Genomic DNA, 12878 nt, shown 5'->3' with positions numbered 1-12878 from the left:
AGCTTGACCATTTTTCAAGAGGTAATTGATTGAATATTTACTCTAGTGAACTACTATGGACTGAATGGCAAGTATGCTACTTTGATGCTTTCCATTCAAGATTACGGAGTACTAAATGAGCCTGCAAGAACAATTTCTCCAAGCGTCAGCCGATTCAAAAAATTTGCCAGAGCGCCCTGACAACATGACGCTGCTAAAAATTTATGGCCTGTTCAAACAAGGCAGCGCAGGTGATGCAACTGGTGATCGTCCTGGTATGACTGACTTTGTGGGCCGTGCCAAATTTGATGCATGGCAAGCACTGGCAGGCACCTTACAAGAAGACGCGATGCAGCAATATATTGATCTGATCAATGGCCTGAAAGATTAAACCGAAGCTGAATTTAAGGTTCGCTTTAAGGTTCGTTTTAAAGTTCGTTTCTAAATGTCACTTCGATTTAAAGCGAACCAAACTCCTTCATTCATCCCACATTACAATGCATATTTCCACCGACAAATCCGCGCTGAACATTCCCCTGATTCATGATTTTTTGTCGCAGCATGCGGCGTGGGCCAAGGGGATTCCTCTAGCCACGGTGCAGCGATCGATTCAACATTCATTTTGTTTTGGCGGCTATCTTGAAGGTGAACAAGTCGCTTTTGCCCGCGTCGTGACTGACCACGCTACTTTTGCCTACCTGGTAGATGTATTTGTCGTGCCAGAACAGCGCAGCAAAGGGTATAGCAAACTGCTGATTCAAGCCGTTATAGAACATAGCGAGCTTCAAGGTTTGCGTCGATTTATGCTAGCGAGCAGTGATGCGCGCGGGCTGTATCAAAAGTTTGGATTTCAGGCACCCGCCAAACCTGAGATTCTGATGGAAATCAACCGCCCTAATCTCTATCTCACCCAACAAGTGGACAAATAATAATATTATAAATAAGGGGAGTATTTTTAATTGTCCAGACTTTATCTGGACAATCTGACATAAAACAATCATACACCCGACCAGTATAGTATTTAGGCAAGCATTCCAGCAATCGCATCAGGATTCAGTAAGTTAGGTGGTCGTTGCTTACTCAAAGCAGCGACCAAATTACTCGCCGCACAATTCGCCATCGCCCTCCTGGTGGCCTCTGATGCACTGGCGATATGCGGTGTGAGGACTACATTCTCCAGATTTAATAAGTTGGGATTAAATTTCGGCTCATTCTCAAACACGTCTAAACCTGCCGCCGCAATCGTCTTGTTACGCAAGGCTGCAATCAAGGCCGCATCATCCACTATCCCGCCACGCGCCAGGTTGACTAGCGTTGCAGTTGGCTTCATCATCGATATCTCGGCGGCACCGATGGTGTGATGTGACGCAGCTGAGTAAGGTAACACCAGCATCACATGATCTGCAGTCCTCAACAAATCCTCTTTACTGACATAGCTAGCGTTGTTTGCATGCGCCTCTTGTTCTGTGCTCAGACGCGAACGATTATGGTAAATCACCTTCATATCAAACCCCATGGAGCGCCGAGCGATCGCCTGCCCTATTCTGCCCATGCCAATGATTCCCAGAGTAGCGCCGTGCACATCAGCGCCCAAAAAGCCATCATAGCGCCACTTAGTCCATTTGCCAGCGCGTAGCCAATGCTCTGCCTCTGTCACGCGACGAGCTGTCGCCATCAACAATGCCCAGCCAAAATCGGCGGTAGTTTCGTTTAATACATCCGGCGTATTACTCACCATGACGCGATGTGCCGTGCAAGCAGCAACATCAATATTGTCGTAACCAACTGCCATCTGCGCCACCATTTTTAAGTCAGGCAATTGGGTCAATAAGGCTTCGTTAATTTTGGCGCTACCAGTACATAACAAGCCCTGCTTTCCGTTTAACTTTTCAGCCAATTCCTGTGCTGAAAAAATATGATCATCCTGATTTGATTCAACCTCAAAATACGTAGATAACTGCTCTAACACGTCTGGAAAAATTGCTCGTGAGACTAAGATGGAAGGTTTCATTCGTATCCTGAATAATTTAATAATTTTTTGGCTATTTGGCTATTTGGCCGATCGGATTTTTAGGCCTTACAAGCAGCTAACGGTCTTAACGGTTATTTATATCAAAATGAGTTTAACGCTGAATATGGCAAAAAATGCTGCTTTTGAGTAGGATCAAAAAATTTCATTCAAAACAGTGCTTTAATTGATGGAGGTACAAAGTTATTGGAATTCAGCGTAGCAAGCGTTGCTCTACCCATTTTATGAAATTAAAAAACACAAAAAAGGCTACAAAAAGCACATCGCCAATCACACATACCGAATTTGCTTATGCGTAATTTATCTAAGCCTAATTTGTGAGTTAGCTCAAATTGCCTTAAAATGCAAGGCTTTGCAGCCTATGCCCTCTATTGGCTGCGCCTTACACCCTCACAATAGAAAAGAAGGACTGTTATGACCCACGTTGTGACCGAATCCTGCATCCGCTGCCGCTATACCGATTGCGTTGATGTTTGCCCAGTAGACTGCTTCCGTGCAGGCCCTAACTTCCTGGTGATTGATCCGGATGAATGCATAGACTGCGCAGTATGCGTTGCAGAATGCCCAGTTAACGCGATATATGCAGAAGAAGACGTGCCGGCAGATCAACAGCAGTTCATCAAGATCAATGCAGATCTGATCCGCACCTGGCCATCAATTACCAAAACAACCAGTCCTCTGCCAGATGCAGATGACTGGAAAGATGTCAAAGATAAATTGCAATTTTTGACGCGCTAATTAGCATTCTTAGCCGTCGTGCTTCAGTACCGACTATCAGTGCGGATACTGTAAGCGCTGCAAGCACTGTCTCAATCAATATCAGGAAATACCAAGTCGTATGGAAAACAATAAAGCAAATCCAGCAACCGGCGTCATCGAAGCAGATGCCGTCATTATCGGCGCTGGTCCAGTCGGTCTGTTCCAAGTATTTGAACTCGGCTTATTAGAGATCAAAGCACATGTCATCGATTCACTCGCCGTTGTTGGCGGCCAATGTGTAGAACTGTACCCAGACAAACCGATTTACGATATTCCGGCTGTGCCTGTTTGTACAGGCCAAGAATTGACTGACAATTTACTCAAACAAATTGAACCATTTGAGCCGACCTTCCATCTTGGACAAGAAGTAAATCTGGTCGAGCGTCGTGAAGATGGTCGCTTCAATCTGGAAACATCGGTCGGCACGCGCTTCATCACAAAAACTATTTTTATCGCAGCTGGTGTTGGTTCTTTCCAGCCGCGCACCTTAAAAGTCGAGGGTATTGAAGCTTTTGAGAATAGCCAGGTGTTTTACCGCGTAAAAGACCCAAGCAAATTCCACGGCAAAAATCTAGTGATCTGCGGCGGCGGTGACTCTGCCTTAGATTGGGCATTGAATCTGGTTGGTAAAGCAGAATCTGTCGTGGTGTTACATCGCCGTGACGACTTCCGCGCAGCACCCGCATCTGTCGCCAAAATGAAAGAATTGTGCGATAACTACGAGATGCAATTAGTGATCGGCCAAGTGACCGGTATCGAAACTAAAGACGATCTGCTATCAGAGATTAAAATCACCGGTGCAGATGGCGTAACGCGTCGCATGCCAGTGGATAATTTGCTGGTGTTCTTCGGACTGTCGCCAAAGCTTGGCCCTATTGCTGAATGGGGTCTGGATATTGAACGCAAACAGCTCAAAGTAGTGAATACAGAGAAATTTGAAACCAACGTGCCGGGTATTTTTGCCGTCGGCGATATCAATACTTATCCAGGCAAAAAGAAACTGATTTTGTCTGGCTTTCACGAAGCAGCACTGGCAGCATTTGGCGCAGCACCATATATTTTCCCTGACAAGAAAATTCACATGCAATACACCACAACCTCGCCTAAACTACACAAAATTCTGGGTGTTGAAACACCAGTTTTTGACTGAAAATTGTTGTAGTTAATCATTGATTCAACTTCGTTCTTAAAATAAAAAAACCGTAGCGAGCTACGGTTTTTTTACGTCTAAAGAATCATCTCCTCATGCTCACTCTCGCGGAACTGTTCTGCAATTTCTTTAATCTCTTCGGTAATCAACAAGAATGCATTGAGTATGTCAGGATCAAAATGTGTGCCATTACCTTTTTGCATGATATCAATCGCTTCATCATGAGTAAATGCGGGCTTATAGACTCGTTTAGAAATCAGTGCATCATAAACGTCAGCCACCGCCATTAATCGGGCTGATATCGGGATTGCGTCTCCGGATAAATTTTCTGGATAACCAGAGCCATCCCATTTTTCTTGATGCGAGTAGGTAATCTCTCTGGCAAAACGTAAGAACTCATTGCTCTCACCAAGATATGCCTCTACGGACAAAATTGTTTCACGACCATAGGTAGTATGTAACTTCATGATCTCGAATTCATCAGAAGTCAATTTTCCGGGTTTAAGCAAAATATGATCTGGTATCCCCACTTTACCGATGTCATGCAAAGGAGCAGATTTATAAAGCAATTCAATATTGGCATTGGTCAGCAAATCACTGAAGCGTGGATGACTCTTCAATTTTCTGGCTAGCGCTGCAACATAATTTTGGGTACGGCGAATGTGATTTCCTGTTTCGTTATCACGGGTTTCAGCAAGAGAAGCCATGGCCATAATAATCGCGTCCTGCATCTTAGCTAACTTGCGAGTCCGGTCTTCTACCAGATGTTCCAGATTTTTATTTTGATTTTGTAATTGCTGTCTGGCTTTTACCAGATTGATCTGTGTAGCGACACGAGCCAGGACTATAGGCGGGCTGATCGGTTTGCTGATGTAGTCAACGGCGCCGAGACGCAAGCCCATCTCCTCATCCTGAACCTGACTCTTTGCAGTCAAAAAAATGATCGGGATGTCCTGAGTAACCGTCTCTAGTTTTAAACGGCGACAGGTTTCATAACCATCCATCTCTGGCATCATCACGTCTAGCAAAATCAAATCGGGAGCCGGTAATACGTTCGCTATTTGTAGAGCCTTAAGTCCATTGGTGGCGATTTTGATCTTATATTGATCTTTCAGCAAAGCAGATAATAAAGAAATATTGTCTGGGGTGTCATCGACAATCAATACTACTGGCCTCATATTTTGCTCAGCTATCTCGCTCATTTTCGTCCCCAATATAAACTAAATTTCATCTAATTAATTTCGCTCTGCAGGTACTAAGCATATCGTTTCAAGTCAGACTATAAGCGTTTGAAGTAGCTCCCGACTCAAGGGCTAATAAGGCAGCATCAAAATCAAATTGTCTTATTGAACGCATGATTAACTTATATGCATCCGTACCCAAAGCCGAACTGAGAGCGCCACTTGAATCAAGGATAAAGTCAACCGCTTCGCCATCATAGTCGCGTAAAAGCTGACTACATCTTTCCAAAATTGCTTGTACGGATTCACGGTCAATTTGCGGCACTTCCTGCACGACTATATGGATCGTTTGTTGCTCAGCATCCTGAGCTATTTTGGTTTGGATCGCATTGATGACGATATTGAGTTTATCCTCAGATTGAGTCAGCAATGTATCTAATTCTGTAATTTCGACTTTTTTATGAAGCCTCGTCTCTAACAACTCAGCCAGCGCTTGTATATCATTGGCACCGATTAGACCTGCAACCCCTTTTAAGGTGTGTGCCAGGCGCTCTGCGTGTACAACGTCGGTAGCAACCACGTCACGAATTTTTTGTATTGCTCCTCTTTGGTCATCACAGAAGCGAGTTAGCAACTCAAAGTAAAAAGCCCGGTTTCCTAGTGTTCTGCTTAAACCTTCCTCAACATTTAGTCCTTCAATGTCAAATTTCTCAGCACGATCTTCCCGAGTAGCCTGGATAGCTGGAGGACTCAACATTATTTTTCCAGGGCACCAATGAGAAATCGCGTTATATAACTCTTTAGGATTAATCGGTTTTGCCAGATGCGCATCCATACCTGATGCAAAGCAGCGCTCTTTTTCTTCTACCATTGCGTGTGCAGTCATGGCGACGACAGGTAAATTATTAAAGCGTGGATCTTTTCTAATGATATTGGTTGCCTCATGCCCATCCATTTCCGGCATTTGTACATCCATGAAAACGATATCGTAGTGGTTGACATTAACCGCCATTAAAGCGTTGATGGCGAGTCGTCCATTGCCTGCAACATCAACCTTAATCCCGGATGCCTCCATTAATTCAACAGCGATCTGCTGATTAATTTCATTATCCTCAACCAAGAGTACCCGTAAATCTGAGAAATGCGGCACCACTACACCATGATTGGCCGGTGCAGATTTTTTACAAGACGAAACTAACTCAATCAAACAATCAATTAAAGTTGATGCGTTTACTGGCTTTGTTAAAAAACCATCTGGTGAAGCGACATCTTCTCTATGACTAAATTCCTCGTAGCCGTGATTGCTGACCAAAACAACTAAGGGTTCCAATGACAATGATCCATCGCGTTTTAGATAGGTAGTAAGTTCTAGCCCATCCATTTCTGGCATATGTAAATCAGCAAATACAATGTCATACGGATGTTGACTATCATTTGCGCGCACGGCAGCCAATGCTGCAGCTCCGCTATACACTTAATCAACTTCGATTTGCAAAGCAGAGAGCATTTCTATGAGAATGTCAGCCGCAGCAGGATTGTCGTCCACAACGAGCAAACGCATGCCATTGATGGCATTTGGCAATACCAAACGCTCTTCCGCATGAGCTGCTAAGCCAAACCAGGCCGTGAAATATACTGACGTGCCTTTACCCGGTTCACTACGCAATCCAATGTCCCCGCCCATCAATTCAACCATACCTTTAGAAATTGACAGTCCAAGACCGGTACCACCAAATTTACGAGTGGTAGATTCATCGGCCTGACTAAACGCACGGAACAGTTTCGCAGATTGTGCCTCAGTCATCCCAATGCCGGTATCGGTCACCATAAATTTTAATTTAATTCTGTCACCTTGTGATTCGACTTGCTCACAGTTGACACAGATTTCACCGTGCTCGGTAAATTTGATTGCATTATTAATCAAGTTGATCAATACCTGACCTAGCCGCAAAGGGTCACCTACAAGATGACGTGGGATACGTGACGGTGCCCGGAATAAGTATTCAAGACCTTTCTCATAGGCCTTATCACTGGTCACTGCAGAAATATTATTTAAGACGTCATCCAAATTAAAGTCGACTTGCTCAATATCGAGCTTGCCAGCTTCAATTTTAGAAAAATCTAAAATATCATTAATAATGCCCAGCAAAGAAATCCCCGCTTTATGAATTTTTTCAACATAATCCTTTTGCTTGGGACTAAGTTCTGTTCTTAATGCCAGATGCGCCATCCCGATAATGGCATTCATTGGAGTGCGAATTTCATGACTCATGTTTGCAAGAAACATGGATTTAGCTTCGGTCGTTTCTTCTGCATGCAAACGTGCCAATTCAGATTCTTTAAGTTCGGTCTGCATTTGCAAGGTCTGCAAACGTATTTGTTCTGCCATACTCTCTTTGAGCTTTGCCTCCAATATTTTTCTTTGTGTAACGTCCGACACAAAAGATAAAGTCGCTGGCGCACCTTCCCAATCAATCAATACGGCAGATAGCTCCAGCCAATGAATTGCTTTGGTCTGACTATTTTCTATTCTGAATTGGTAATACTGCTCAACATCTTCCCCACGTAACCGTCGGGTATGATGATCCATTACCATCGCCCTGTCATCGGGATAAATCGCTGTCATAAAAGGAATTTGTTTCAGTTCCGCCGCGTTATAGCCTGTAAGTCGTTCAACTCTTGGATTAGCAAATACAATCCCGCCACCCTGAACCACAAGTATGCCTTCTGTGACGTTATTGATTAATTGGCGGTAATGCTGCTCTGATTTATATAAATCTTCCTCTAACTGTCGCCTGGCAGAAATATCCATTACTACCCAGACCGTACCATGAGATAAATTATTTTTATCAACAGCACGACCAGAGAAATGTACCCAAAATAAACTGCCGTCACTGCGACGCATGCGCAATTCACTTTCATACGCCGCGCCGCGCATAACTGCCTCGCTTACATGCGCGCCTGATTCTAAATACAGTTCACGTGTAGGATAAAAAGGTTCTAACGACGACCCTAAAACAGTTTCACGGTCAACACCAAAAATCTGGCATAAAGGTGAATTAACCCACTGCACCCGACCTTGATTATTCAAAAACACCATTCCGACTATAGAATTTTCGAGGATAGTTTCGCGCTCGGATAACATACGCTTCAGCTCGTCGTCCAGTTGCTTACGTTCAGTAATCGCCTCCTCTGCCATGGTTCGGGCTAGCTCGGCCTCCCTCAGCTCATTTCGGATATGTAGTGTTTGCACATGCACACGGCTAGCTTGTCCCTGTGCTTTAGCAAACAGATCGAGGTAACGGGTTTGCTCATCAAATGCTTGTTGCCAATCACCTGTTTCAGCAAAAATTTCTGATAGTTCTTTCATCGCCCGCAACGGCATGTAGATATAGCCACCCATATCTTCGACCGCTTTACGTAAGTGAATAACGGCATCACCGTAACGTGCATGACGACGGTGCAGATGTCCACAAACCCACCAGGTATAGGGTTTTAAATGCGTATCTTCAAATTGATCAAGCATCTGAACTGCTGTGTCGCTAAGCTTATCAGCCTCCGCCAGTTGTCCACGCATTGCCAAGGTATAAGCGGCTACCGATAAGAAGAATGCGCGATTGGCTTTATCAAGACTTTCATCTGTTTCTATATCGTCGATATATTCAGCAATTGTCTGATAGGCTTCCTCGTGCTTATTCAGCGAGACCATGCATAATGCCAACATGGTTGAAATAAAAGGTGCCAACCACCGTTCCGACGATGCTTTAGCAATATCCCGAGCTTCTAATAATAAGGTCTCTGCATCCTCAGCATTGCCGCTAACATAAAATATCTCACCAAGATTGGCGGTGACTTGTGCGACCCGATTAGAAATATTAAATGCGCGTGCGTGGCGCAAAGCGGTATAAAAATGACGGATCGCTTCTTCGGTAAAAACCAGTGCCTGGGATAGGATGCCAAGAATATTAAAAACTAAAATAGCGATGCGACTAGGCTTGCTATCTAGGTGCGGCAAAATACGCTGATGACAAATGTCGTAAGCCTCACGAGTCAGGCCACGTCGATATAAAACGGCGACCGATCCGAATAAAGCCATCAGCATGCAGTCGCAGTCATGCAAGATCTCAAATTGCTTTGCCAGACGAGCAAATTCAGGCTCTGCTAAGTCAATTTTTTTATCAAAGAAATTGGCAAAGGCATACAGTAATTCTGCACTTAGCCGCATGACCTGGTCATCTTTTTCTTCCGCTTGCAATAGAATTTCTGCGGCAACATCGCGACCATCATCAGCGCGATCACGCATAAAATCTAGCGCGTCGTAACAACGTTGATGCCAATCAAATTCGACGGAAGAGGTGTGATCATTCATTCTGTAGCCTCATGTTAATTCCCCCCAAAAAATGAGGGTAAAAAAATACGCTATGGACAGGCTGCTTTGATTTTAATACCTAGTGCACATGCAATATTTCAATTAAATTTTACAACGCAAGACCTGATGCATTTCAATAGATAAATCGCTTCAACAGAAATAAGTGCTTGATTTATCGTGCAGAACTCATCATCTTGTTATTAAATTAAACATTTAACACTAATTTACACGACAACAACAGTCAAATGTTTGGCTTTGCCCCAAATTTTCCAAACTGGTTTATGATGCATTGCAATAAGGTAGAGTAATTTCTCTAATCCTAAGTTGATACACCTAGCAGAAAGAGATCATCATGCTTTATCAATTTCATGAATTGAATCGTGCGTTTCTTAACCCAATAACACAATGGGCAGAAGCGTCCTCTAAGCTTTTTTCTAATCCAATTTCACCTCTTGCACATTCGCCATACGCACAACGTATTGCCGCTGCGTATGAGCTGGTTTATCGCCTTGGTAAAGATTACGAAAAACCACAGTTTGATATCACTTCAACGATCATCGAAGATAAAACGATAGAGGTTGTACAGTTAACCGAAGTAGAAAAACCATTTTGTAAATTATTACATTTCAAGAAAAATTTACCTGAAAAAGAACTGGCAAAGTTAAAGCAGCCTAAAGTCTTGTTGGTGGCTCCACTGTCTGGACATCATTCCACTTTGCTACGCGATACCGTGCGTGGCCTGCTGTCGCAGCATGATGTGTATATCACCGACTGGATTGATGCTCGTATGGTGCCTTTAAGCGATGGTGCTTTCCATTTACATGACTATATTTATTACGTACAAGATTTCATCCGTCTGCTAGGACCTGATGTGCATGTAGTTTCTGTGTGTCAGCCAACCGTGCCTGTACTGGCTGCTATCTCACTGATGGCAACAGCCAAAGATCCTAAATTACCAAAAACCATGACCATGATGGGCGGTCCGATAGATCCACGCAAATCGCCGACCCAAGTCAATGATCTGGCAACGGAAAAGAAATTCTCTTGGTTTGAAAATACCGTAATTTATAGCGTACCCGCCAATCATCCTGGTTACGGTCGCAAGGTTTACCCCGGCTTTTTGCAGCATGCTGGATTTGTTGCAATGAACCCTGATCGCCATGCACAAAGTCACTGGGATTTCTTCCAACATCTGATGAAAGGTGATGACGAGTCTGCAGAGCAACACCGTAAGTTTTATGATGAATACAATGCGGTATTGGACATGCCAGCTGAATACTACTTAGAAACCATTAAAATTGTTTTCCAAGATTTTGATTTACCAAAAGGCACCTGGGATGTGGAAGGTAAATTAGTTCGTCCACAAGATATCAAAACCGTTGCACTGTTCACAGTTGAGGGTGAATTGGACGATATTTCCGGCGCTGGTCAAACTCAGGCTGCACATGATTTGTGTAGTGGAATTCCTGCCAAGATGAAACAAGATTTTGTGGCACCAGGATGCGGTCACTATGGTATTTTTGCTGGCCGACGCTGGCGCGAAGTCATCGCACCGAAGATTGCAGAATTCATTAAAGAACACTCTTAATTTGCCTATATCCAATTAGCAAGGTGTAATAACATCAATCCGGCAAGTATTTGCAGGCGAAAAAAGCCTGCAAATACTTGCCGGATTTTTTAGTCTTTTCAAAATCGATTCTGATTATTTGATTATTTTTTTATGTGCATCGTATTTAGACGGATAATGAGTGCTTCCGTTGATGCAAACATTTCCAGCTTGTGATTCCCATACTCAATCTTGCCGATCAAATAGAAGATCTATTGCCGCAAACTCAGTGTACTAAGTGCGGTTACCCAGCATGCCGCCCTTATGCCGAGGCGATCGCCAATGCCAGCGCCAATTACAATCAATGCCCACCCGGCGGCCAGGAAGGCATACGGCGCTTAGCCAACTTACTCGGCAAGCCCGTGATTGCCCTGGATGTCAGCCACGGACACGAAAGGCCAAGACCTGTTGCCTTAATTGATGAAGCCTACTGCATTGGATGCACACTCTGTATCCAGGCTTGCCCGGTCGACGCCATCATGGGCGCGGCCAAACAGATGCACACGGTATTGCCGATGTTGTGCACTGGATGTGATCTGTGCGTCGCGCCCTGCCCGGTTGACTGCATCAGCATGGTCGAGCTTACGCCGGGCAAGACTGGCTGGGACGCATGGTCGCCAGAGCAGGCAAATCAGTCGCGCAAGGCGTATCACTTCCGTCAGGATAGACTCAAAAAAGAACAACAAGAAAATGACGACAGACTCGCCTCCAAAGCAACGGCTAAGTTAAACGCCTTGATGGATGAACCCACGCTAACTCCGGAACAAATCGCTGATCGTGATCGCAAAAAGGCCATCATCACTGCTGCGATAGAACGCGCACGCCTTAAAAAGCTAGAGTCAAACTAAGTCCTAAGCTCAGATCAAAATACAAATCCAGACCCGACATGAACGCAGCCAAACGCCAGATTATTTTCAGCCGTTTTAAAGAGCAAAATCCGCATCCAACCACTGAGCTGGAATACACCAGTCCGTTTGAGCTCTTGATTGCCGTATTGCTATCGGCGCAATCCACCGATGTGTCTGTCAACAAGGCCATGCGCAAGCTGTATCCGGTGGCTAATACGCCAGAAAAAATATTGGCGCTGGATGTCGATGGTCTAATTCCTTATATTCAGACCATCGGTTTGTTTCGCACCAAAGCTAAAAATGTTATCGCCACCTGCCGCATTTTGATTGAAGAACATCACAGTGAAGTTCCCAAAGAACGTGCTGCATTAGAGGCATTGCCAGGCGTCGGTAGAAAAACGGCGAATGTCGTGATGAACACCGCTTTTGGTGAGCCAACCATTGCGGTGGATACGCACATCTTTCGTGTGAGTAATCGTACTGGCATCGCGCCGGGCAAAAACGTCGATATTGTCGAAGAAAAATTACTCAAATTTGTCCCGACAGAATTCAAACTCGATGCGCATCACTGGCTTATTTTGCATGGGCGCTATACCTGCCTGGCACGCACACCCAAATGCTGGAATTGCATGATTGCTGATTTATGCGACTACAAACATAAGACACCGTTACCCAAAGGCGCTTAAAGCTCAACCAGGCGGAAGCCGCAGGGAAGGAAGTGATCGCGGATAGAAACGACATCGATCAATGATGCCATCGCAAGGCTATACGCTTCCACATACTCCCTATTATTTTCATAAAAATACCTTGATTGTCCAATGATTAATTGGACAATATAAATATACTACCCAAGGGTATTTTATTTAACCCACAAAAAAACGCAGAAACCACATTGTTAAATGTGCTTCTTGCGCTTTTCTCGCCACAAAAAAACAGCCGAGATATTGACCGCGTCAA

At 44.3% G+C, this 12878-nt stretch carries 11 protein-coding genes; 7 read left to right on the top strand and 4 right to left on the bottom strand.

Annotation, left to right across the window (positions count from 1 at the left end; all coding sequences use genetic code 11):
• Nucleotides 1-115: 115 nt before the first annotated feature.
• Nucleotides 116-370, top strand: coding sequence for an acyl-CoA-binding protein (locus tag QN395_RS10625; protein WP_322118827.1), 255 nt, complete (start codon nt 116-118; stop codon nt 368-370).
• 106 nt (nt 371-476) lie between these two features.
• Nucleotides 477-908 (top strand): GNAT family N-acetyltransferase, encoded by a 432-nt coding sequence (locus QN395_RS10620; RefSeq protein ID WP_322118826.1) that lies wholly within the window; start codon nt 477-479, stop codon nt 906-908.
• Nucleotides 909-1000: 92 nt separating this feature from the next.
• Here QN395_RS10620 and QN395_RS10615 read toward each other — a convergent pair whose 3' ends face one another.
• Nucleotides 1001-1990 carry a D-glycerate dehydrogenase gene (locus QN395_RS10615; protein ID WP_323491993.1) on the bottom strand — a complete coding sequence of 330 codons (990 nt, stop codon included), beginning with the start codon at nt 1988-1990 and terminating at the stop codon, nt 1001-1003.
• 432 nt (nt 1991-2422) lie between these two features.
• Between QN395_RS10615 and fdxA the strand changes: the two genes are divergently transcribed.
• A complete protein-coding gene (gene fdxA / locus QN395_RS10610) occupies nt 2423-2746 on the top strand; it encodes a ferredoxin FdxA (protein WP_322118824.1) in 324 nt (107 codons plus the stop codon).
• A gap of 100 nt (nt 2747-2846) precedes the next feature.
• Nucleotides 2847-3917 carry an NAD(P)/FAD-dependent oxidoreductase gene (locus QN395_RS10605; protein ID WP_322118823.1) on the top strand — a complete coding sequence of 357 codons (1071 nt, stop codon included), beginning with the start codon at nt 2847-2849 and terminating at the stop codon, nt 3915-3917.
• Between the two features lie 77 nt (nt 3918-3994).
• Here the strand turns inward: QN395_RS10605 and QN395_RS10600 are convergent, their stop codons facing one another.
• The 3 genes from QN395_RS10600 to QN395_RS10590 form a co-directional block, all read right to left on the bottom strand.
• Nucleotides 3995-5119: a two-component system response regulator gene (locus tag QN395_RS10600; RefSeq protein WP_322118822.1), complete on the bottom strand. Its 1125-nt coding sequence runs from the start codon at nt 5117-5119 to the stop codon at nt 3995-3997.
• 67 nt (nt 5120-5186) lie between these two features.
• Nucleotides 5187-6572: a response regulator gene (locus tag QN395_RS10595; RefSeq protein ID WP_323491994.1), complete on the bottom strand. Its 1386-nt coding sequence runs from the start codon at nt 6570-6572 to the stop codon at nt 5187-5189.
• The gene (locus tag QN395_RS10590; protein ID WP_323491995.1) at nt 6573-9467 is read right to left on the bottom strand and encodes a PAS domain S-box protein; all 2895 of its coding nucleotides are present in this window, start codon (nt 9465-9467) and stop codon (nt 6573-6575) included.
• A 352-nt stretch (nt 9468-9819) separates the two neighbouring features.
• On the opposite strand from QN395_RS10590, the gene QN395_RS10585 reads away from it, so the two are divergent.
• From QN395_RS10585 to nth, 3 genes are all read left to right on the top strand, one after another.
• A complete protein-coding gene (locus tag QN395_RS10585) occupies nt 9820-11055 on the top strand; it encodes a polyhydroxyalkanoate depolymerase (RefSeq protein WP_322118820.1) in 1236 nt (411 codons plus the stop codon).
• Between the two features lie 191 nt (nt 11056-11246).
• Nucleotides 11247-11921 (top strand): electron transport complex subunit RsxB, encoded by a 675-nt coding sequence (gene rsxB, locus QN395_RS10580; protein ID WP_322118819.1) that lies wholly within the window; start codon nt 11247-11249, stop codon nt 11919-11921.
• Between the two features lie 38 nt (nt 11922-11959).
• Complete coding sequence (gene nth / locus QN395_RS10575) at nt 11960-12607, top strand: endonuclease III (RefSeq protein ID WP_322118818.1); 648 nt, start codon at nt 11960-11962, stop codon at nt 12605-12607.
• The last annotated feature ends 271 nt before the right edge of the window (nt 12608-12878 follow it).

The organism is Undibacterium sp. RTI2.2, assembly GCF_035018705.1.
Lineage (GTDB): Bacteria > Pseudomonadota > Gammaproteobacteria > Burkholderiales > Burkholderiaceae_D > Undibacterium.
This window is presented reverse-complemented; position numbering and strand designations above follow the sequence as displayed.